Below are 21,098 nucleotides of genomic sequence, written 5' to 3' on the forward strand. Positions count from 1 at the left end.
GCGGGATAAGGGCTTCTGTGCTGGAATTGTGGCAGATTTCAACCATAATGGGATTAGCGGAATCGAGGAATTTGGGCGCCAAGCTCAGGCCTTCCGCACGGTATTGTTTTGATTGGAACCAAACCATGTCGTCGCTGAAAGTTAAATTTGGGATTTTGGCCGCTGGCCTGATGCTGTCGGGCTGCATGCAGGCTACGCATTTCGAGGCGACGGACACCAAGGCCTTCAAGCCGAAGGACAAGGAACTCCTGGCCAAGGTCAAATACGAGAACACTCCGGTCGCAGAGCCGTTCCGCCGCGCCATCGTCGAGTATCACCGTAAGGAATCGCCGGGCTCGATCGTGGTCGATTCCGACAATCACTACCTCTACTACGTGCTGGAGGGCGGCAAGGCGATCCGCTACGGCATCACCGTCGGTGAAGAAGCCATGGCTTGGTCGGGCATCGCCAAGGTCGGCAGCATGACCGAGTGGCCGGCCTGGCATCCGACCCCCGGCGAGATTTCGCGCCTGGGCGTGCCGACCTATGTCGCGCCGGGACCGGACAATCCGATGGGCTCCCGCGCCATGTATCTCTATTCGGGCGGCAAGGACACGCTGTTCCGCATCCACGGCACCAACCAGCCGGAATATATCGGCGCCTCGATCTCGTCGGGCTGCATCCGCCTGACCAATGAGGACGCGATCGATCTCTACAACCGCGTCAAGGTCGGCACCATCGTCGTGGTCCTCGAGCCGAAGCATGGCGACTCGCCGTATAATTCGCGGCTGGCGCTCGGCAGCAGCCAAACTGGCCAGGCTGGCAGCTACTGATCGGCTTCGATCTCTGACATTCAAAAGCGCCGGTTTCACCGGCGTTTTTTTGTTGCCGGCTTGTGCGACCGGGCTTTGCTGCCAGTAGCGGTCGGTTTGTCCGCGGGCGGTTTCTCCGCCCCGTCGCCCGCGTCCTCGTTCGCTTCGGGCTTGGCCGCGACCTCGCGCGGCGGCGCCTCCTCGGGACGTTCCGCCGGCAGCAGCGGGGCGACCTGCGGCAAGGGATCCCAGACGTTCCACTGGCAGATCCGATAGTCATTGCGCCGCTGCGCCAAATCGAGATGGATGTGGTCCTCGTGGTACCAGTCCGAGCCCGGACCGAGCACGGTAGAAAAGCGCGCGCATACGGACTGCAGCACGCGCTCGCGCACCTCGCGCGACATGGTCCGGTCGGTGAGGCCGATCGACTGCCCGTTGGCGAGCTTGATCGCGCGGACGTCGAGCGCATTGGCCTTGCCGTGCTCGGACAGCATCGCGCCGACGACGCGGTTACGGCCGCGGCACTCGAAGCTGTCGAAATTGTCGAGGTCGCTGATGGCAGAGCCGAGGCTCGCGGCCAGTGGCGCCATGTCCTTGCGCACCCAATCGGCGACCGCCGATGCCATGGTGCAACGGAGGATCGCCGCCGGTTTGACCGCCACCTTGCGCTTGTCCGGCAGCACGATGGCCTCCAACCGCACCAGATCCTCGCCGCGGCAGGCGCCGGGGCCGCGGATATCCGGAATGGAGGGCGCGATCGCGATCTCCTCGGTCAGCGCTAGCCGGCAGGCCGAGACCTGCTTCTCGGGCGACGGCGCAGCTTCGGCGGGCTTGTCAGCGCTTGGCTTGTCGGCAGAGGCCTTGTCTTCCGCGTCCGACGCCCCCTCGTCCGCTGCCTTGGGGGCCTCCTCAGGGCGGGGTCGCGGCAATGGAATCTTGGCGGGACGAACGGCTGCGCGCGGCCGTGGTGTACCAAGGCCGAAGATATCCAGCGGCGCAGGAGATTTCCGCGCCTCCGCCCCCTCGGCGAGCACAAGCGACAGCCCGATCGCAGCGGTAAGCATTGCTGCGCCGGCGGACATATAGCCGCGACAAGACCATTTGCGGCGAAAGTCCGGCAGGCTAAAACTCATGACAATTCTTTGGCCCAACGCTGAGAGCGATAACGCGCCCAGCGACTTCTCGGAGGAACGTCAGAATGCTCGGTTTGATGCAAGATTGGCCCCTGCTCTGCCACCGGATCATCGAACACGCTGCCAGGATTCATGGCAAGCAAGAGGTGGTGACGCGCTCGGTCGAAGGACCGATCCATCGCACCAACTACGCCCAAATCCATCAGCGCGCGCTCAAGGTCTCGCAGATGCTGGAGCGCGACGGCATCAAGCTCGGTGCCCGCGTCGCCACGATCGCCTGGAACACCTGGCGCCATCTCGAGGTGTGGTACGGCATCATGGGAATCGGCGCCATCTGCCATACCGTCAATCCTCGCCTTTTCCCCGAGCAGATCGCCTGGATCATCAACCATGCGCAGGACCGCATCGTGGTGACCGACATCACCTTCGTTCCGATCCTGGAGAAGATCGCCGACAAACTTCCGAGCGTGGAACGCTACGTCGTACTCACCGACAAAGCGCATATGCCGGAAACCACGCTGAAGAATGTGGTCGCCTACGAGGACTGGATTGCGCAGGCCGACGGCAAATTCAAATGGAAGGACTTTGACGAGAACACGGCAGCCGCGATGTGCTACACGTCGGGCACGACGGGCGACCCAAAGGGTGTGCTGTATTCGCATCGCTCCAACGTGTTGCACGCGCTGATGGCCAACAATGTCGACGCGCTCGGCACCAGCGCCTCCGAGACGATGCTGCCGGTCGTGCCGCTGTTCCACGCCAACAGCTGGGGCATCGCCTTCTCCGCGCCCTCGCAGGGCACCAAGCTGGTGATGCCCGGCGCCAAGCTCGACGGTGCCTCCGTCTACGAGTTGCTCTCGACCGAGAAGGTGACGCACACGGCCGGCGTGCCTACTGTGTGGCTGATGCTGCTCCAGCACATGAGCGCCAACAACCTGAAGCTGCCGGACCTGAAGATGGTGATCTGCGGCGGCTCGGCGATGCCGCGCTCGATGATCAAGGCCTTCCTCGACATGGGCTCGAACGTCCGCCACGCCTGGGGCATGACCGAGATGAGCCCGATCGGCAGCGTCGCGGCGCTGAAGCCGCCGTTCCAGAACGCGACCGGCGAGGCGCGGCTCGACGTGCTCCAGATGCAGGGCTACGCGCCATTTGGGGTGCAGATGAAGATCACCGACGATGCCGGCAAGGAACTGCCCTGGGACGGCAAGACCTTCGGCCGCCTCAAGGTCGCCGGCCCGGCCGTTGCCAAGGCCTATTACCGGGTCGACGCCAACATCCTCGACGAGGACGGCTTCTTCGACACCGGCGACGTCTCGACCATCGACGAGGACGGCTACATGCGCATTACCGACCGCTCTAAGGACGTGATCAAGTCCGGCGGCGAGTGGATCTCCTCGATCGAGCTCGAAAACCTCGCGGTCGGCCATCCGGCCGTGGCCGAAGCCGCAGTGATCGGCGTGTTCCACCCGAAATGGGACGAGCGGCCGCTCCTGATCGTGCAGCTCAAGCAGGGCCAGCAGGCCACGCGCGAGGACATCCTGAAGTTCATGGACGGCAAGATCGCCAAATGGTGGATGCCCGACGACGTCGCCTTCGTCGACGGCATCCCGCATACCGCGACGGGCAAGATCCTCAAGACGGCGTTGCGCGACCAGTTCAAGGATTACCGCTTCCCGAACGCGGCGGCGTAGGACATTACGCGCGTCATTCCGGGCGGCTCAAAGAGCCGATCCGGAATCTGGAGATTCCGGGTTCGATGCTCCGCATCGCCCCGGAATGGCGGGCCGTAACAGTCCGGTCTCCCTTGAATTTGCCCCCGGGCCATGGTCTCAACGGCGCATCGTCGCGCCAGATCTGGCCGGCACCGCCTTCAGAACCCCGGCAGAGCTCACCCGATGGCCCGCAGGTTTTCCGCTCCCTATCAGTCGGAGCCCGTGTCCAGCCTCGCAAGCTGGGCGCGTAATCTGGCCGTGTTCGCGGTGGTGGCGGTGGTGGTCTCGATCATCATCGTCCGCTTCGACTTCCTGGAGATGAAGCCCGCGCTGATGGCCTTCTTCGGCGGGCTCGCGATCGCCGTCCTCTCGATCCTGTTCGGGCTCGCCGGCTTTGCCGCGATCTGGCAGAACGGCTCGCGCGGCATGGGGCGCATCCTGCTCGCTTTCCTGATCGACGGCGCGATCCTCGCCTATCCGGCCTATCTTGGCCTGCAATACCGCAAGCTGCCGGCGATCCACGACATCACCACCAACCCAATCGACCCGCCGCGCTTCGACGCGCTGGCGCCCGTACGCACCGGCGATGGCACCAACACCGCGGTCTATGCTGGCCTCTATTCGGCTGAGCAGCAACGCCAGTTTTATCCCGACATCGAGCCGATCGAGCTGGAGATCCCGGTGGACCGCGCCTATGCGATCGCGCGTCAGCTCGTCAATAAGCGCAAATGGCTCGTCATCGACGAGCGCGCGCCGCAGCCGCCGCGCCGTATCGGCCGCATCGAGGCAGTCGCGCGCACGCCGATCATGGGGTTCCGCGAGGACGTCTCGATACGGATCGTGCCTGATGGCGATGATTCGCGTGTCGATATCCGCTCTGCCTCGCGTTATTTCGAGAGCGACCTCGGCAGTAACGCTGCCCGCGTCAAGAAATTCATTGATGATCTCAACACCGCCGCCGATGCCGATGCGCTCAAGCCGGTGAAGAAGGCCCCGGTCGCGCCGCCAAAGACGCCGGCGAAGACGGTGAAGAAGTGAAATTGGCGAATGGGGAATAGCGAATAGCGAATGGAGCCGTCCATTCGCCATTCCCCATTCGCTATTCGCCCTCAGGCCATCCGGTACGTGCCGCCGATCACGGGATCGCCGTCCGTCGCAACCACGCCCCGCGCGACCAGGTCCTCCAGGTGCGCCAGCACGGAGTAGCCGGCGGCGGTCGTCAGCCTGGGGTCGATCCCGATATAGATCGCACGCACCATGGTCGGGATGTCAGTCTCGCCCTTGGCGAGGCGATGCAGGATCGAGGCCTCGCGCGCCTTGCGATGACGGATCAGGAAGCGCACGAAGCGCGGGCCGTCCGGAATCTCCGGGCCGTGGCCGGAGAAGTAGAGATCCTCCTCGCGGGACGCGAGACGGTCCAGCGAGTCCATATAGTCGATCATCGAGCCGTCGGGCGGCGCCACGATCGATGTCGACCATCCCATGACGTGATCGCCGACGAAGTTGAATTTCCGCTCGGGCCAGGCAAAGGCGAGATGGTTTGCGGTGTGGCCGGGCGTCGCCACCGCCTCGAGCCGCCAACCGGCGCCTTCGATGACGTCGCCATGGGCGATCCTGACATCGGGCGTGAAATCGCGATCGGCGCCGGATTCCGGATTGTGCTTCTCACTCTCGAAGCGTGGGCGCGAGGCACGGTGCGGGCCTTCGGCATAAACGGGCGCGCTTGTTACCTGCTTGATCCGCGCGGTGTTCGGCGAGTGATCGCGGTGGGTGTGGGTGACGAAGATGTGGCTCACCGTCTCGCCGCGCACGGCCTCCAGCAGCGCCGCCGCATGCGCCTCGTCGTCCGGGCCGGGGTCGATGATGGCGACGTTGCCCTTGCCCACGATGTAGCTGACCGTGCCGGTGAAGGTGAACGGGCTCGGATTGTTGCAGAGCACGCGCCGCACGCCGGGGCGGACCTCCTCGACGATTCCGGGCGTTAGCGGAAAGTTGCGGTTGAACGGGACGTCGTCATTGTCGGACATGGGACTTCCTGTGCACTGCCGACCCTCGCCGTCATACCCCGCGAAGGGGGTATCCAGTACGCCGCGGCGTCTGTGGCGAAAGGCGCGATCTCTGGAATACTGGATCGCCCGCCCCAGTGCGCAACTGCGCACAAGGCGGGCGATGACAGCTGAGCAAGATAATGGCCACCGAAGACGTGGTTAGAAAAAAGCCTGAATGCCCGTGATCGCGCGGCCCAGGATCAGGGCGTGGACGTCGTGGGTGCCCTCGTAGGTGTTGACCGTCTCGAGATTCTGGACGTGGCGCATCACGTGGTACTCGATCGAGATGCCGTTGCCGCCGTGCATGTCGCGGGCGGTGCGGGCGATGTCGAGCGCCTTGCCGCAATTGTTGCGCTTCATGAGCGAGATCATCTCGGGCGCGAACTTGCCCTCGTCCATCAGGCGGCCGACGCGAAGCGAGCCCTGAAGGCCGAGCGCGATCTCGGTCTCCATGTCGGCGAGCTTCTTCTGCACCAGCTGGGTCGCGGCAAGCGGCTTGCCGAACTGCTTGCGGTCGAGCGTGTACTGGCGGGCGCGGTGCATGCAGTCTTCAGCGGCCCCTAGCGCACCCCAGGAGATACCGTAACGGGCGCGGTTGAGACAGCCGAACGGGCCCTTCAGGCCGGAGACGTTGGGCAGCAGGGCGTCCTCGGGAACCACGACGCCGTCCATCACGATCTCGCCGGTAATTGAGGCGCGAAGCGACAGCTTGCCCCCGATCTTCGGCGCGGAGAGACCCTTCATGCCCTTCTCCAGCACGAAGCCGCGGATCTGGTTGTCGTGCGCCGCCGACTTGGCCCACACCACGAACACATCGGCGATCGGCGCGTTCGAGATCCACATCTTGCTGCCAGTGAGGCGATAGCCGTCCGAAACCTTCTCGGCACGGGTCTTCATGCCGGCGGGGTCGGAGCCGGCGTCGGGCTCGGTCAGGCCGAAGCAGCCGACCCACTCGCCGCTGGCGAGCTTCGGCAGGTATTTCTTGCGCTGGTTCTCGTCGCCATAGGCGTAGATCGGATACATCACCAGCGAGGACTGCACCGAGTTCATCGAGCGATAGCCGGAATCGACCCGCTCGATCTCGCGCGCGACGAGGCCATAGGCGACGTAGCTCGCATTGGCGCAGCCATATTCCTCCGGCAAGGTGATGCCGATCAGGCCGAGTTCACCCATTTCGTTGAAGATCTCGCGGTCCGTCTTCTCTTCGAGATAGGCCTGGGAGACGCGTGGCAGCAGCTTGTCCTGGGCATAGGCGCGAGCGGTGTCGCGCACCATGCGCTCGTCTTCGGTGAGTTGCTCGTCGAGCAGGAACGGATCGTCCCACTGGAATGAAGCCGCAGCCGGCTTGTCCTTGGCCTGAGGGCGCACGCTCATGAAACGTCCTTTCGCGTCTGGTTCCGTCATAAATTGCCGGACAAATTAGAGCGCCGCGGCAACAAGTGCAATTGCATCCTGGTTTCGATCGATGCGAGGCGAAGCATCGAACCCGGAATCTCCTCGCTTCTACGACATCGAGATTCGGCGTCTGGCGCTTTCAGCGCAATCCCGGAATGACACTGCGTGTCAGCTTTCGAGCTGCTCGTTGGCGACGATCTCGATGCCGAAGCCCGACAGGCCTTTGTAGTCGTGCACCGAGGACGTGAGGTGCCGGATCGAAGTGACGCCGAGATCGCGCAGGATCTGCGCGCCGACGCCGACCTCACGCCATTGGCGGTTGCGGTCAGCTTCCGTGGACGACTCGTCCGGCAGCGGCGCCACGGGCACACCGGCTGCGCCGTCGCGCAGGTAAACCAGCACGCCACGGCCGGATTTCTTGAAATGCTCGAGCACCGCCGCCATGCGCTTATGGCCCGTGAAAGTGTCCTTGACGATGTTCGGCTTGTGGAAGCGCGTCAGCACGTTCTTGCCGTCGCCAACGCCATTGTAGACGAAGGCGACGTGGGCGATGGAATCGAACGGCGAGCGGTAGGCATAGCCCTGCAAGGGTCCGATCGGGCTCTCGGTGATGAAGGTCGAGACCCGCTCGATCAGCTTCTCGCGCGCCTGGCGGTAGGCGATCATATCCGCGATGGTGACGTGCTTGAGCTTGTGCTCGGCGGCGAAGCGGGCGACTTGCTCACCCTTCATCACGCTGCCGTCGTCGTTCATGAGCTCGCTGATGACACCCACCGGCGGCAGGCCGGAGAGCTTGCAGAGGTCAACCGCGGCTTCAGTGTGGCCGGAGCGCAGCAGCACGCCGCCGTCCTTGGCAATCAGCGGGAAGATGTGGCCAGGCCGGGCGAAGTCGTTAGCGCCGACATTGGGATTGGCCAGCGCGCGACAGCACGAGGCACGTTCCTCGGCCGAGATGCCGGTGCCGCCATCGGGCTTGTAGTCGATTGAGACCGTGAACGCGGTGGTGTGCGCCGAATCGTTGTGGGCGACCATCGGATCGAGCCGCAGACGGCGCGCGTCCTCGGTGGTCACGGGCGCGCAGACGATGCCGGAGGTATGGCGGATGATGAACGCCATCTTCTCGGCGGTGCAGAGCGAGGCGGCGACGATCAGATCGCCCTCGCCCTCGCGATCCTCATCATCGGTGACGACGACGAGCTCGCCTCGGGCAAAGGCCTGCAAGACTTCCTGGACGCTATCGGGCATTTCCCAATCTCTATCGGTTATAGCCGGGAGGCTTAGCCGGACTTGGGCCGGGGCGCTAGTCTCCCCAGCGCAACCACATATGCCAGGCGGCAGGCCTGCCAGGGTCATTCAGGCTTGCAGCGAAGATATCAAGGATATAGGCGGCGCGCGCCGGAGAGGAAGGCCGGCCGGTCAGGGTAGCACTTCGCGCCGCTCGCCGAGCCGTTGATCGAGCTCGGCGCGCTTGTCGGCCAGAAGGCCAGCCTGGGCGGCTTCGATCACCGTGAACAGCTCGTGGGCGTCGCTGAGCCGGGTCACCGTGACATAGCTGGCGCCGGCCTCGTAGAGTTCGCCGACGTCGGCCAGGAGGTCGGCCGTGGCCACGATCAGGGCGGTGGGGTTGAGCGCGCGGACGTGGCGGACCAGCTTCTCGTTGGTGGCGCCTTTCAGCAGCGAATCCGGCACACTGAGGATGATGATCTCGGACTTGCCGATGCCGGCATGGAGTAGCGTGTCGACATTGCTGATGTCGCCATAGATCACGTGCAGTCCCCGCGAGAGCAGGGTCTGGTACACATTCGGGTTGAAATCGACCACCGTGATCTGCTCCAGCAGCACCGGAGCCTGCCGCTCGATCTCGGCTAGCAACGCGCTCGCCGCACGGAAAAAGCCGAGGATGACGATGCGGCGGGCCTCGCCGTGGCCGCCCTCATGGGCCTCCTCGGCATGGCCACTGCCATGATCGAGGTCGCGCAGGCCAATCCGCTTCAGGGGCCCAATCATCCAGCGGGTGATCTCGTCACTGCGCGTCATCACGAAGGTCGAGAGCACGGCCAGAACCACGAAGGCAAAGGAGGCCGCGTTCGCCGTCTCGGCTGCGATGTGATGGTCGGCGATGCCGGTCTGGATCACCACCAGCGAGAACTCGGAGATCTGGGCGAGGTTGAGGGCCGGCAACAGGCTGGCGCGCAGCCCCTGTTTCATCAGATAAAGCGGAGTAAAGGTGGTCACGAGCCGGCTCACCACGGTAAACGCCGCGATCATCAAAGCGAGCCCGATCACGGAGAGGCCGGGCACGGGGATGGTCATGCCGAGTGCGACGAAGAACAGGGTGATGAAGAAGTCGCGGAGCGTGGTGACCTTGGCCGTGACATCGAGCGCATAGGGAAAGGTCGAAAGCGAGACGCCGGCGATCAGGGCGCCCATCTCGCGCGACAGCGACAGCCGCTCCGCCATCTCGGCGACGAGAAAGCACCAGGCCAGCGCGCCGAGCAGGATCAGCTCGGGCCGCCGGGCGATCTGGTGAAACAGGCGCGGCAGCACGTAGCGGCTGACCAACAGCGCGGCGGCGACCAGCACTGCGACGCGGCCGATCGAGAGCAGGATGACGCTGACTTGCAGATTAGCCAGGCTCGGCTGCACCGCCAGGAACAGGATGGCGAAGATATCCTGGAGCACCAGCACGCCGAGGGTGATACGCCCTGGCAGCGTGTCGAGCTCGCGCTTCTCGTAGAGCACCTTGACGATGATGACGGTGCTCGACAACGCGCAGGCGACACAGAGATAGACAGCATCGAAATGCCCGCTGCCGAGGGACAAGCCAATGCCGACGAAGAACAGGACCCCGAGCAGGCAGCCCCCGAGCAGCTGGCCGGCTGCCGCGAACAGGATCACCTTTCCCGCCCGCACGATCTTCTTCAGGTCGATCTCCAGCCCGATCATGAACAGCATGAAGATCAGGCCGAGCTCGGAGATGACGCTGATCGATTCCTGCGATTTGACCCAGCCGGCGCCGAATGGACCTATGCAGAAACCGGCGATAAGGTAGGCCAGGATCAGGGGCTGCCGGGAGAAATGGGCGAGCAGGCCCAGCATCCAGGCAAACAGAATACAGAGAGTGATGTCGCGAATGAGCTCGTGCATGCCAAATTGGTCCGTTTTGCCGCACCCTAGAGATGGGTCGCGGTGCGGCAAGCGAGCAATTCGTCACATGCGCGAAGGGCTCTTCGCAGCAATGCTGCTATGCCCCCTCGCCTATGCCGTGCCCACCGCCGCGCAATCGAAAATCAGTATCGAACAAAGCTTTGCCGATTCGCTCACCGCGCTGCCGAAGGACGAACTCGCCGTATCCGGCGGGTTCTACGTGCCCGCCTATTCCAGCGTCGCGATGAGCCAGGGCAAGCTGCGTGTCGACTTCTCGGTGACGCTGAGCGTGCACAACGCCTCCGAGACCCAGCCGCTGGTGGTCAAACGCATCGCCTATTTCGACACCGCAGGCAAGCAGGTCGAGAGCTATCTGAAGGCGCCGGTCGCCTTGAGACCGCTCGCCACCGTCTCGATCTTCATTCCGACCGACGACGTACGGGGCGGGACTGGAGCCAATTTTCTCGTCGACTGGGCCGCGCCAAGCGAGATCGCCGAGCCCGTGGTCGAAGCCTTGATGGTTGGCGGCGTCGCCAATGCGCATTACGCTTTCATCAGCCAGGGACGTCCGACCCGGACGGCCGGCAAGAAGTAAGAGAGGCCGGTGCACGCCGACCGCCCCAACAAGAACAAGACGAGGAACGCCCATGACGTCCAGCTTCGATTTCGCACCCCTGTTTCCCGCGGGGCTGCCGGCCCCCTCCGCGCGCTGGACGGGCCTTGCCAAATACAGCTTCGTCGGCGGCAACAACGACTCCGAACAGGTGCCGCTCGAGGGCCTGATCGAGGCGACAAACCTGGCACTACAGCGCGAGGGCCGCTCGCTCGCCACCTATGGGCTGGCGCATGGACCTCAGGGGTATTTGCCCTTGCGCGAATTCCTGGTGACCAAGCTCAAGCGCGATGCCGGCATCACCTGCACGGTCGACGACCTCCTGATCGTCTCCGGCTCGCTTCAGGCGCTCGATCTCGTCAACGCCACGCTGCTAGCGCGCGGCGACACCGTCATTTTCGAGCAGGAGAGCTATCAGGGCTCGCTGACCCGCCTGGCGCGGCTCGGCGTCAACGTGGTGGGCATCCCCCTCGACAAGGACGGCATGCGCATGGACGTGCTGGCCTCCACTCTCGCCGATCTGAAGAGCCGCGGCATCCGGCCGAAATACATCTACACGATTCCGACCGTGCAGAACCCGACCGGCAGCATCATGCCAGAGAGCCGACGCGCCGAGCTGCTGCGCCTGTCATCCGAATACGGCGTGCCGATCTTCGAAGACGATTGCTATGCGGACCTCGTCTGGTCCGGGCAGCGGCCGCCGGCGATCCATGCGATGAGCCGAAACGGCGGCGTGATCCATATCGGCTCGTTCTCGAAATCGATCGCGCCGGCGCTGCGCGTCGGCTTCGTCGTAGCACCCTGGGATGTGATGTCGCGGATGCTGGCGCTGAAGACGGATGCCGGCTCGGGCGCGCTGGAGCAGATGGTGCTCGCGACCTATTGCAAGCCGCACTTCGCGAGCCATGTGCCGGCACTGACGAAAGCGTTGCGCACCAAGCTCGATACGTTGATGGAGGCCCTCAACGAGCAGTTCGGGACGGCGGCCGAGTTCGATGAGCCCAAGGGCGGCATCTTCCTCTGGGTGAAACTGCCCGACCAGGTCGATACGCTCAAACTGTATCAAGCCGCGCTTGCCGCCGGTGTCTCGATCAATCCGGGGCCGGAATGGTCGACCAACAAGAACCATTCCAGCTCACGACTGAGGCTCTGCTTTGCGAGCCCTACGCATCAGCAGATCCGTGAGGGCGTCGCCGTACTGGCCGAGGTTTGCCGCAAGGAATTTGGCGTGCCGGCCCGCAGTGCCAATATCGAGAAGAGGGCCTGATACCAAGCCAGCTGGGGCTGGCTGCCGCGGATGCGGAGGCTAGCCGCAGCAAGAGGACCACCGAGATGTTGCTCTTACCGGCCTCGATCTGGACGACGTAACGCTCAAAAATCCCTTCGCCCGCAAAATTGACGACTTGATTCAGCAGTGGTCTATCCACGTTCGCCTCCGGAAAGTGCATCCTACCCGGAAGCGGCCGGCCTCATTGACGCGGATCCGATTCGCGCGCGATCGGCAGCCAGCGTGGGCGGCCGTGAGCGGGATGCTGTACTTTGAAATTCTTCGAGGCGGGGCTTGCCAGGACATGACGCGTTGCTTGAGCCGCTGGATCGCGGCTGCGCTGCCGTGGGTCGCACTCGTGTCCGCGGCGCATGCCGAGACGCTTGCGGTAAGGGTCGAACAATGGGGCCTGCTCGGCTCTTGGGCGGTCGACTGCGCGGCTCGGCCCGACCGCGACAAGGGCGCACGGTTGACTTACGAGATCACGAAGGACGGCCGGGTGATGTACCGGCGCAATTTCGGCGACGCCAGGGACGAGAACGAGGTGGTCTCCGCCACGGTCGATGCCGAAGGCCTGCTCAATGTGATGGTGTTCTTCCCCTCGCTCCATCAGACGCGCGAATTCGGACTCCTCTTGCAGGAGGATGGCAGCCTGCGCGCGATCTACAATCGCAGCGAGCGCGGCGAGTACACGATCAGAGACGGCAAATACGTCGCGACCGGCGCGCCAACACCGGCGCAGCAACGCTGTGATTAACAGCCGTTCAGAATTCTCCCGCCGTTCCTCCGGAACGTTCGCGTGCATGTACGGTTTAGATGTGCATTCGATTGGAGGAGGACATCATGAAGAAGCGTGGTTATGTGGTTGCAGCTCTCGGCGCGCTCGTGATCGCAGGGCCGACTCTGGCGAGCGCCGAGACGGTGGTGATCAAGCGCGGTCATCATCATCACGGCCCGTACGCTGCCCGCGCCGAATACGGCATGCATCGTGACCACGGCTGGCATCGCGGCTGGCACCATCGCGGCGACAAGGTCGTCGTAATCAAGCGCAGTCATCGCCACCATCACTGGGACTAAAGCGCAACGCAGCATGGAGATGGCCCCTCGCGGGGCCATTTTCTGCGCGTTCGAAAGCACTCGGGGCTAATCCCACGCCGGCGCAAAGCCGGGATTGACGCAGCGCCTGTCCTTCGGCAGTGCGGCGATCTTGTTTCGGTCGGCATCGTCGAGCGTGATCTTCAGGGCATCGAGATTGGCCTGCTGGCTCTCGCGCCGCGACGCCTTCGGGATCGCCACGACGCCGTCTTGATCGAGCAACCATTTCAGCGCCACTTGAGCCGCGGTCGCGTTGTGCTTAACGCCGATCTCGCTCAGCACCGGATCTGTTGCGAAGCGCCCCTGCGCCAGCGGACAATAGGCGACCAGCGGAATCCTCCTGGCACTGAGATAGGCCAACACCTTCGATTGATCGAGCATGGCGTGATATTCGACCTGGTTGCAGGCGATTGGCGCCTTGATGTCCTCGACGGCAATCTTGAGCAGCGCGGTGGTAAAGTTCGCAACGCCGATCGCCCGCGTCCGCCCCTCCTCCTTGAGCTTCATCAGGGTCTCGAACACCGCGCCCCAATTGGCGATTTTCGACGGCCAGTGCACGAGATAGAGGTCGACATGGTCGAGCCTGAGCTTCTTTAGGCTGGCATCGAAAGCGCGACGGATCGCCTCCGGCGCCAGATTCTCGTGCCAGACCTTTGTGGTGATGTGCAGTTCGCCGCGCGGCAGGCGGGAAGCGGCGATGGCCGAGCCGATCGACTCCTCATTGGCGTACATCTCGGCGGTGTCGATGTGGCGATAGCCAATCGACAGGGCGCTCTCGACCGCGGCCCGGCAGGCATCGCCCTGCATGCGGAAGGTGCCGAGGCCGAGCTTGGGCATGCTAATGCCCTGTGTCTGCAGATGGTGCATGAAACAGGCTCCTGACGTAGTTCATCGCGCCAGACGCGCGGTGACAGACTCTTCGGTGATGGAAAGGAAGTGGCAGGAGCAGCGACCATAGCGCGGGAGACGCCGGGCGGCCAATCAAGATCGAGTTAATGGCCTACGAATGCTGAGCCACGACGGCCGGTCGTGCCTGCTGCTGCGGCTGGATATCGACTGACCAGAGATCGCGGTTATCGACGTCCTTCAAGGTCACTCTCATCACACCGCTGCGGCCGTCGATGTCGACCCGGCCGAAGAACTGCAAGCCGAAGCACGGCGCCAGATTCTCGCCCTGCGCAGCGCTACAGCCATGCTGGTACATTGCGACCGGACCAAACGTGTCATCGAGTTCGCCCGGGCTCCAGGTGCCGGCATGCAGCGGGCCGGAGACGAACTCCCAGAACGGATCGAAGTCCTGGAATTGCGCCTTGTTGGGATCGTAATAGTGCGCGGCGGTGTAGTGCATGTCGGCAGTGAGCCAGACGATGTTGCGGATTCCGGCGCGCTTGATGAACGCCAGCAGATCGGCGATCTCGTGCTCACGCCGGTCGGGCGGCCCATTGCCGAGCGCAACGGCGTCCAGGCTGATCAGGCCGATCGGCAAATCGGCCGCAATCACCTTCCAGGTCGCGCGTGAGGCAGCGAGCTCGCGCTTCAACCAGGCGAGCTGCTCGGTGCCGAGGATCCAGCCGCGATGGTCGCATCCCTTGTTCCAGGTGCCATCGCGATAGCTACGCATGTCGATCATGAAAACGTCGAGCAGCGGGCCGTAAGCGATCTTGCGATAGACCCGACCCTGCCGCGCGCCAACGTCGCGGATCGGCACGAAATCGAAGAAGGCGCGGCGGGCGCGCGCGACCAAGAGCGGCGTGCCGTCGTCCTCGTAACCGGCGGCGTCGTAGCTGCCGGTCGGCGACCAGTCGTTGGTGACCTCGTGATCATCCCACTGCGCCAACATCGGCACCTCGGCATGGAAGGCGCGAAAGTGTTCGTCGAGGTGGTTGTATTTGTAATTGCCGCGGAACTGCGCCAGCGTGTGCGCGACCTCGGATTTTTCCTCAGTGACGATGTTGCGCCAAATTCCGCCGTTCGGCAGGTTTTGTTCGGCAGGAATCGTGCAGTCTGCATAGATGTGGTCGCCGGAATGGATGAAGAAATCCGGGCGGTTGTCGAGCATGGTGCGATAGCTGCGATATCCGCCGCGCGAGACGTCGATGCCCCAGCCCTGCCCCGCGGTGTCGCCGGACCACAGGAACGAGATCGACTGGCCCGCAGCCGGCGCGGTGCGGAAATGGCCGACGCGGCTTTCGCCGGCAATCCCGGTCGCGGCGTCGTCTAAGCGGACGCGGTAGAAGATGTCCTGCCCGGGAGGCAGATCGTTCAGCAGTAGTTTTGAGGTGAAATCGGCCTCGGGCAGCGCATCGCCGGAGGCCGACGCGACGATCGCCTTGAAGCTCTCGAGGGTCGAGCACTCCACCCGCATCCGCGCCGCTCGGTCGGCACGCGCCCAGATCACGGCGGAGGCTCCAGAGACATCGCCGGACTGGATGCCGCTCGTGATCTGCGGACGGTCGGCAGCGCGACTGAGATGCGGCTTTGCGAGCGTCCCAAGCGAGGCGACGGCGAGACTGGAGGTTGAATGGACCAAAAATTGCCGCCGGGTCCATGCCCGCGCGGCGCGGAGCGTTGCCATTCAGGAAACCTTCGTCGAATCGCAACGGAAGGTGCCTGCGCTCCTTGACTCTATCCTTACGGTTTCTTGACTTCGCGCCTACGATTTTACGACGCGCGGATGACGGTTTCGACTGGCAAGCGTAACCACGGTGCAGGTGCGCTTCCTCGCCCGCTTGCGGCGGCGAGGTGAAGAGGCAGCAGCGCTGCGACTAACGCTTCCAATTGCAGATGCCGCCGGAGCGGCATGGCCAAGTCTGGATACGCGTGTCCAGCGCCTGTGCGTCGAGCGGATTGCCGTGGCGATGCGAGAGTTTGGTGCGGGCCGTACCGCGCGGCTGAACGCTCCGGCCATGCCCGACCTTGGGCTCGGCCACGTGCACGCGTTCGGCGGCAACCTTCTTCGGCACGTGGATCGGCTCGGCGCGCGCCTGCGCCTCGTTGCCGCCGCGTGCCTCCAAAGCGACCGGCGCGAACTGCGTCTCAGGACCAAGCCGCTTCGGCGACAGCACGGCCTTGGACAGATCGAGACCCAGATATTCGTCAGGCTTGTAGTCGTCAGCACTCGCGAGGCCCGCCGCTGCGAGCACGAGCGCCATCGCAATTGCAAAGGGAACGCTTTTCAGGACCACGAGCACCTCCTGAAATTGATGAAGGGGTAATTTACCCCTATTTAGGAGGCGCCACGCGCAATTCCAGCGGCCAATTGCCGCCGTGGTTAAGAAGTTTGGCGGAGTCAGGCGACTTTTCGCGTCGTCTCCGTCCCATCCAGGAACCCGATCAGGCGGCTGCGGATGATGGTTTCCGCCTCACTCATGATGCGGTCGACGAGCTCCTTGCAGGAGGGAATGTCGTGGATGAGGCCTGCGACCATGCCGCAGCTCCAGGCGCCCGCGTCCATCTGACCGTCCAGCATGATCCTGGGATAGACACCCGCGACCTGGTCGTGAATGTCGTCGATGGTGAGCTTGGTGCCCTTCTCGCGCTCGATCTCGAGCAGGCGGTCGACATTGGCGTTCTTCAGGACGCGCTCGGTATTGCGCAGCGCCCGCATGATCAGGCGGGTGTCGAGTTCGGTGGCGGCGACCAGCGCGTTCTTGACGTTCTGATGCACCGGCGCTTCCTTGGTGGCGATGAAGCGAGTGCCCATGTTCATGCCGGCTGCGCCGAGTGACAACGCCGCGACCAGGCTGCGCCCGTCGGCCATGCCCCCGGAGGCGACGAAGGGAATCTTCAACTCTTCCGCCGCGCGCGGCAGCAGGATCATGTTGGGAACGTCGTCCTCGCCGGGATGGCCGCCGCATTCAAAGCCGTCGACGCTGACGGCGTCGCAGCCGATCCGCTCCGCCTTCAGGGAGTGGCGCACCGAGGTGCATTTGTGGATGACCTTGATGCCGGCCGCCTTCAGCGCCGGCATGTATGCTTCCGGGCTGCGGCCCGCTGTCTCCACCGCTTTGATGCCACCTTCGACGATGGCCGCGATGTATTCCGGATAAGGCGGCGCCGAGAAGGTCGGCAGGAAGGTGAGATTCACGCCGAACGGCTTGTCCGTCATGTCGCGGCAGCGCGCGATCTCCTTGGCCAGCAGCTCGGGCGTCTTCTGCGTAAGCCCGGTGATGATGCCGAGCCCGCCGGCATTGGAGACGGCGGCGGCCAGCTCGGCAAAGCCGACGAAATGCATGCCGCCCTGGATGATCGGGTGCTCGATGCCGAACAGTTCGGTGATCGCGGTCTTCACGTCAGTTTCCTCCCAGGGCTTTGCTTGATGTCAGGTTCAGTCTAGCCGCAGTCTCGTGCCGCGGTCACCCCTTCTCTCTGAACGGGAGAGCCCGTCAGTGCCCCCGCGCCGGCGCGCTCAAATCGATCCTGCGGAGCACGGCTGCGGTGGGGATCATCAGCAGGGCGATAATCGCAAGCGTCCAGAACACGTCGATATAGGCGAGGAGGTCGACCTGCTGCTGCAAGGTCTTGCCAACCCATGCGACCGCCTGCGACGCGGCATCGCTTGCATTGGAGCCCTGCGCTTGGAAGTAACGTGTCATGGCGTCGATGGTCTGCTGGTAGCCGAGATCGGACGGCGCTGCGTGCTCGATCAGGCGGCTCTGGTGGAATTGCTGGCGCTGCGCCAGAATGGTCTGCGCCAGCGCGACACCCATGGAGCCGCCGATATTGCGGGCGACATTGATCAGCGCCGAGGCCTGGTTGGTCCTGTCCGGCGGGATGCCGTCATAGGACGCGGTCGTCACCGGCAGGAACAGGAAGGGGAGACCGAGCGCAAGGAAGATGCGCGACAGCGCAGCGTAGCCGTAGGTGATGTCGCCGGTCAGCCCGGTGAGATGCCACATCGAGAACGCGACGATGGCGGCACCACACATGATGAGATATTTCGGCTGCACGATGCCGACGAGGCGGCCAACCACCGGCATCAGCACCAGCGTCGCGACGCCGCCGGGCGACAACGCGAGACCGGCCAGCATCGCGGTGTAGTTCAGCTCGGTCTGGAGCAGTTGCGGCAGGAGCTGCGTCGTCGAGATCAGCACCGCGCCGGTGCCGAGCATGACGAGGAAGCAGGCGGCGAACTGACGGCGGCCAAGCAGGCGAAGGTCGACGATGGGCTGCTCCCGCGTCAGCTCCCAGGGAATGAGCGAGAGCAGCGAGACGGCCGCGAGCACCGCGAAGACGACGATCATGTTCGATCCGAACCAGTCATTGCGCTGGCCTTCGTCGAGCACGAATTCGAGCGAGCCGAGCCCGATCGCAACGAGGGCGAAACCGACATAGTCGACGCGCAGACCCTTGCTGAGCAGCTTCTCCCTCTCCTCCTCTGCGCCCGACGGCTCTTTGACCAGCGTGCCGACCAGGAACAACGACAGCAATCCCATGGGAACGTTGATCAGGAACACCCAGTGCCAAGTATACGTATCGGTAATCCAGCCGCCGAGCGTCGGCCCGATCACTGGCGCGACCACGACGGCGACGCCGTAGATGGCAAAGGCCTGGCCACGCTTATGCGGTGGGAAGGAATCGGCGAGGATCGCCTGCTCGCTGGTCGCCATGCCGCCGCCACCAAGGCCTTGCAAGATCCGGAACAGTACCAGCGATTGCAAATTCCAGGCGAAGCCGCACAGGAGCGACGCGATCGAGAACGTCGCGACGCACATCATGTAGAAGCGCTTGCGGCCGATCACGGTCGACAGCCAGCCCGAGATCGACAGCACGACGGCGTTGGCGACGAGATAGCTGGTGATGACGTAGGTGCTCTCGTCGATGCCGACCGCGAGCCCGCCGGCAATGTGGCGCAAGGCGACGTTGGCGATGGTGGTGTCGAGCACCTCCATGAAGGTCGCGATCGAGACCACGAAGGCGATCAGATAGGGATTGTGCCCGCCCGCCGCCGACCGCTCCGGCGACCAACCCCCGGCGGACGCGCCGCCTTGCGTGACGTCCGTCATCGCACCCTGGTCCAGGGCACGACCGACATGCCCGGTCCGACCGGCAGATCGGGCGGCCAGTTGTCGACCACGATCTTCACCGGCACACGCTGCACCACCTTGACGTAGTTGCCGGTGGCATTCTCCGCCGGCAGCAGGCTGAACGCGGTGCCTGAGCCCGGCTGCACCGAATCGACGTGGCCGGTCAGCTTGCGGCCGGGATAGGCATCGATGCGCATCTCTACCGGCTGGCCTGGCCGCATGTCGTTGAGCTGTGTTTCTTTATAGTTGGCGACGATCCAGACCTCGTCGGGCACGAACATCATCAGGCTCTGGCCGGCGGTGACGAATGTGCCCTTGGCGGCGGAGAGCTTGACGACGCGACCGGACTGCGCCGCAACGACGCTGGTATATTGCAGGTTCAGCTTGGCCTGATCGAGCTGCGCCTGCGATTGCCCGAGCTGCGCCTTGGCGCCTTCGAGCTGCGCTTGTAGCGATTTGATGCTCGGTTGCGCGGCCGTCACCGCGGTCTTGGCGCGCTCGGTGTTGGCCTGCTGCGCCTGAAGGTCGGAACGGGTCTGTTGCTGGCGCTGCACGGTTCCGGCTCCCTTTTCGACCAGATCCTGGGCGCGCGCGAATTCTTCCTGCGAGAACTGGAGTTGGGCCTCAGCCTGTTCGAGCTGCGCCTGGGCCTGCTTGATCTGCTCCTGCTGGGAGTCGATTTGCGCCCCGACATTGGCGATGTTCGCTTTGGCCGCCGCGACCTGCGCATCGGCTTGATCGATGGCGATGCGATAGTCGCGCTCGTCGAGCTTGGCGAGAAGGTCGCCGGCATTGACGTGCTGGTTGTCCGTGACCGGGATGTCGGTCACGTAACCACCGACCTTCGAAGCCACCGAAAAACTGCGCGCGGCGACGAAAGCGTCGTCGGTGGATTCGTAATGGCGGACCTCAAGCCAATAGAGCAGACCGCCGACGAGCGCCGCGATCAGCACGATGGCGCCGACAGTTGCCAACAGCCAATGCTGGCGAAGCCTCGCGCGCAACGGCGGCGCCGGTTCGCCCGACTGCTCCTTGACGTCGCGGGATTGATCAGGATTCGTTCTCGGAGCTTCCTTCGTCCACTGCGGCTGCTCCGCGGACGGCCCACGCTCCCGGGTTTGAGCATCCACGCTGACCACCTTTTATCGGGGCTACCGGTCGCAAGCCAATTGAGCCAAGCTTGCGCGCCGGCAGCCCAACCGCAGCGCCGAAGCATGGTTCCGACTTGCTGGACCACCGCTGTCATTCGTGAATGCGGTGCTCAGAAAGCGCGGCACCGCCGCGCTGCGCTTCTCGATCGCTCTTACGGAAAGTGGACGTTAGTGCGTCTTGGTCTCGTGCCATTTCTCGAGGTCGGGCTTTACTTTGTCCGATCCCTGCTCTTTTTCCGGATTGCCCTTCCAAGGCTTGTCCGTCTGCCTGTGCGAACCCCAGTCGCTCTCAGTCCGGGGATCATCGGTAGGCCGTTCCTTACTCATCGTATCGTCCTTTGCTACGCGAAGGGAACGCCGTAATAGGCATTGATACCGCGTACGGCAGCATCATCACCCCAGTTCCACTCAGCCTTCTCACCATATTTCGGAGCGCCTTCCAGATCCTTCGCGGTAATCGCGGTAACATAGCCGCCGAGCTCGGTGTCGTATTTCAGGGACTGCCAGGGCAACGGGTAATGATCATTGCCGAGGCCGAGAAATCCGCCGAAGCCAAGCACTGCGTAAGAGACCTTGCCGCTGATCTTGTCGATCATGACGCGTTCGATTGAACCGATCCGGTTTCGATCGGCCCCATAGACCGATGTTCCTTCGACCTTGTCACTTCCGATCAGCCGGCCCATCTCGTTTTGGTCCAGTTCACCCTGATCCAGCATC

Annotated in this window: 19 protein-coding genes; 7 read left to right on the forward strand and 12 right to left on the reverse strand. The window is 63.9% G+C overall.

Translation table 11 applies throughout. The annotated features are described in order from the left end of the window. Positions 1–125: 125 nt before the first annotated feature. Positions 126–812 (forward strand): L,D-transpeptidase, encoded by a 687-nt coding sequence (locus IVA98_RS26610; protein WP_247303231.1) that lies wholly within the window; start codon positions 126–128, stop codon positions 810–812. 35 nt (positions 813–847) lie between these two features. On the opposite strand, the gene IVA98_RS26615 is transcribed toward IVA98_RS26610, so the two are convergent. After that, positions 848–1,924 carry an extensin family protein gene (locus tag IVA98_RS26615; protein ID WP_247303233.1) on the reverse strand — a complete coding sequence of 359 codons (1,077 nt, stop codon included), beginning with the start codon at positions 1,922–1,924 and terminating at the stop codon, positions 848–850. Between the two features lie 65 nt (positions 1,925–1,989). Here IVA98_RS26615 and IVA98_RS26620 point away from each other — a divergent pair, with 65 nt between their 5' ends. Both IVA98_RS26620 and IVA98_RS26625 read left to right on the forward strand, forming a co-directional pair. Next, a complete protein-coding gene (locus IVA98_RS26620) occupies positions 1,990–3,618 on the forward strand; it encodes a fatty-acid--CoA ligase (RefSeq protein ID WP_247303235.1) in 1,629 nt (542 codons plus the stop codon). Positions 3,619–3,822: 204 nt separating this feature from the next. Beyond that, positions 3,823–4,677 (forward strand): DUF1499 domain-containing protein, encoded by an 855-nt coding sequence (locus tag IVA98_RS26625; protein ID WP_247303236.1) that lies wholly within the window; start codon positions 3,823–3,825, stop codon positions 4,675–4,677. Between the two features lie 71 nt (positions 4,678–4,748). Here IVA98_RS26625 and IVA98_RS26630 read toward each other — a convergent pair whose 3' ends face one another. The 4 genes from IVA98_RS26630 to IVA98_RS26645 form a co-directional block, all read right to left on the reverse strand. Next, positions 4,749–5,666, reverse strand: coding sequence for an MBL fold metallo-hydrolase (locus IVA98_RS26630; RefSeq protein ID WP_247303238.1), 918 nt, complete (start codon positions 5,664–5,666; stop codon positions 4,749–4,751). A 180-nt stretch (positions 5,667–5,846) separates the two neighbouring features. Then, entirely contained in the window at positions 5,847–7,061 is a 1,215-nt protein-coding gene (locus IVA98_RS26635; RefSeq protein ID WP_247303240.1) for an acyl-CoA dehydrogenase, read from the reverse strand. Between the two features lie 189 nt (positions 7,062–7,250). Then, a complete protein-coding gene (ribB, locus tag IVA98_RS26640; RefSeq protein ID WP_247303242.1) occupies positions 7,251–8,327 on the reverse strand; it encodes a 3,4-dihydroxy-2-butanone-4-phosphate synthase in 1,077 nt (358 codons plus the stop codon). Between the two features lie 171 nt (positions 8,328–8,498). Then, positions 8,499–10,229, reverse strand: a complete 1,731-nt coding sequence (locus tag IVA98_RS26645; protein ID WP_247303244.1) for a cation:proton antiporter domain-containing protein — start codon at positions 10,227–10,229, stop codon at positions 8,499–8,501. 67 nt (positions 10,230–10,296) lie between these two features. Here IVA98_RS26645 and IVA98_RS26650 point away from each other — a divergent pair, with 67 nt between their 5' ends. The 4 genes from IVA98_RS26650 (at position 10,297) to IVA98_RS26665 (ending at position 13,186) form a co-directional block, all read left to right on the forward strand. Further along, on the forward strand, positions 10,297–10,824 hold the full coding sequence (locus IVA98_RS26650; RefSeq protein ID WP_247303246.1) for a DUF3124 domain-containing protein: 528 nt from the start codon (positions 10,297–10,299) through the stop codon (positions 10,822–10,824). Between the two features lie 52 nt (positions 10,825–10,876). Further along, on the forward strand, positions 10,877–12,109 hold the full coding sequence (locus tag IVA98_RS26655; protein WP_247303248.1) for an aminotransferase-like domain-containing protein: 1,233 nt from the start codon (positions 10,877–10,879) through the stop codon (positions 12,107–12,109). 304 nt (positions 12,110–12,413) lie between these two features. Then, positions 12,414–12,866, forward strand: coding sequence for a hypothetical protein (locus tag IVA98_RS26660; RefSeq protein ID WP_247303250.1), 453 nt, complete (start codon positions 12,414–12,416; stop codon positions 12,864–12,866). Between the two features lie 86 nt (positions 12,867–12,952). Then, the gene (locus tag IVA98_RS26665; protein WP_247303252.1) at positions 12,953–13,186 is read left to right on the forward strand and encodes a hypothetical protein; all 234 of its coding nucleotides are present in this window, start codon (positions 12,953–12,955) and stop codon (positions 13,184–13,186) included. A gap of 66 nt (positions 13,187–13,252) precedes the next feature. Here IVA98_RS26665 and IVA98_RS26670 read toward each other — a convergent pair whose 3' ends face one another. The 7 genes from IVA98_RS26670 to IVA98_RS26700 form a co-directional block, all read right to left on the reverse strand. Further along, a complete protein-coding gene (locus IVA98_RS26670) occupies positions 13,253–14,071 on the reverse strand; it encodes an aldo/keto reductase (RefSeq protein ID WP_247303254.1) in 819 nt (272 codons plus the stop codon). Between the two features lie 133 nt (positions 14,072–14,204). Beyond that, positions 14,205–15,779: an alkaline phosphatase D family protein gene (locus IVA98_RS26675; RefSeq protein WP_247303256.1), complete on the reverse strand. Its 1,575-nt coding sequence runs from the start codon at positions 15,777–15,779 to the stop codon at positions 14,205–14,207. A 190-nt stretch (positions 15,780–15,969) separates the two neighbouring features. Continuing rightward, on the reverse strand, positions 15,970–16,389 hold the full coding sequence (locus IVA98_RS26680) for a hypothetical protein (RefSeq protein WP_247303258.1): 420 nt from the start codon (positions 16,387–16,389) through the stop codon (positions 15,970–15,972). A 104-nt stretch (positions 16,390–16,493) separates the two neighbouring features. Then, positions 16,494–17,495 (reverse strand): NAD(P)H-dependent flavin oxidoreductase, encoded by a 1,002-nt coding sequence (locus IVA98_RS26685; RefSeq protein ID WP_247303260.1) that lies wholly within the window; start codon positions 17,493–17,495, stop codon positions 16,494–16,496. Between the two features lie 94 nt (positions 17,496–17,589). Next, entirely contained in the window at positions 17,590–19,209 is a 1,620-nt protein-coding gene (locus IVA98_RS26690; protein WP_247303261.1) for a DHA2 family efflux MFS transporter permease subunit, read from the reverse strand. Continuing rightward, on the reverse strand, positions 19,206–20,360 hold the full coding sequence (locus IVA98_RS26695) for an HlyD family secretion protein (RefSeq protein ID WP_247355774.1): 1,155 nt from the start codon (positions 20,358–20,360) through the stop codon (positions 19,206–19,208). The genes IVA98_RS26690 and IVA98_RS26695 overlap by 4 nt, the downstream gene beginning before the upstream one ends. 362 nt (positions 20,361–20,722) lie before the next feature. Next, positions 20,723–21,097, reverse strand: coding sequence for a PRC-barrel domain-containing protein (locus IVA98_RS26700; RefSeq protein ID WP_247333031.1), 375 nt, complete (start codon positions 21,095–21,097; stop codon positions 20,723–20,725). Position 21,098: the final 1 nt, after the last annotated feature.

The organism is Bradyrhizobium sp. 160, from assembly GCF_023073735.1.
In the GTDB taxonomy this organism is placed as follows: Bacteria; Pseudomonadota; Alphaproteobacteria; order Rhizobiales; family Xanthobacteraceae; genus Bradyrhizobium.

What these genes read in the sequence shown, in the direction of transcription:
- IVA98_RS26635 (WP_247303240.1), bottom strand. Translation starts at nt 7,061, where the DNA reads ATGAGCGTGCGCCCTCAGGCCAAGGACAAGCCGGCTGCGGCTTCATTC.
- IVA98_RS26675 (WP_247303256.1), bottom strand. Translation starts at nt 15,779, where the DNA reads ATGGCAACGCTCCGCGCCGCGCGGGCATGGACCCGGCGGCAATTTTTG.
- IVA98_RS26670 (WP_247303254.1), bottom strand. Translation starts at nt 14,071, where the DNA reads ATGCACCATCTGCAGACACAGGGCATTAGCATGCCCAAGCTCGGCCTC.
- IVA98_RS26615 (WP_247303233.1), bottom strand. Translation starts at nt 1,924, where the DNA reads ATGAGTTTTAGCCTGCCGGACTTTCGCCGCAAATGGTCTTGTCGCGGC.
- IVA98_RS26645 (WP_247303244.1), bottom strand. Translation starts at nt 10,229, where the DNA reads ATGCACGAGCTCATTCGCGACATCACTCTCTGTATTCTGTTTGCCTGG.
- IVA98_RS26660 (WP_247303250.1), top strand. Translation starts at nt 12,414, where the DNA reads ATGACGCGTTGCTTGAGCCGCTGGATCGCGGCTGCGCTGCCGTGGGTC.
- IVA98_RS26630 (WP_247303238.1), bottom strand. Translation starts at nt 5,666, where the DNA reads ATGTCCGACAATGACGACGTCCCGTTCAACCGCAACTTTCCGCTAACG.
- IVA98_RS26690 (WP_247303261.1), bottom strand. Translation starts at nt 19,209, where the DNA reads ATGACGGACGTCACGCAAGGCGGCGCGTCCGCCGGGGGTTGGTCGCCG.
- IVA98_RS26650 (WP_247303246.1), top strand. Translation starts at nt 10,297, where the DNA reads ATGCGCGAAGGGCTCTTCGCAGCAATGCTGCTATGCCCCCTCGCCTAT.
- IVA98_RS26665 (WP_247303252.1), top strand. Translation starts at nt 12,953, where the DNA reads ATGAAGAAGCGTGGTTATGTGGTTGCAGCTCTCGGCGCGCTCGTGATC.
- IVA98_RS26610 (WP_247303231.1), top strand. Translation starts at nt 126, where the DNA reads ATGTCGTCGCTGAAAGTTAAATTTGGGATTTTGGCCGCTGGCCTGATG.
- IVA98_RS26700 (WP_247333031.1), bottom strand. Translation starts at nt 21,097, where the DNA reads ATGCTGGATCAGGGTGAACTGGACCAAAACGAGATGGGCCGGCTGATC.
- IVA98_RS26625 (WP_247303236.1), top strand. Translation starts at nt 3,823, where the DNA reads ATGGCCCGCAGGTTTTCCGCTCCCTATCAGTCGGAGCCCGTGTCCAGC.
- IVA98_RS26620 (WP_247303235.1), top strand. Translation starts at nt 1,990, where the DNA reads ATGCTCGGTTTGATGCAAGATTGGCCCCTGCTCTGCCACCGGATCATC.
- ribB (WP_247303242.1), bottom strand. Translation starts at nt 8,327, where the DNA reads ATGCCCGATAGCGTCCAGGAAGTCTTGCAGGCCTTTGCCCGAGGCGAG.
- IVA98_RS26655 (WP_247303248.1), top strand. Translation starts at nt 10,877, where the DNA reads ATGACGTCCAGCTTCGATTTCGCACCCCTGTTTCCCGCGGGGCTGCCG.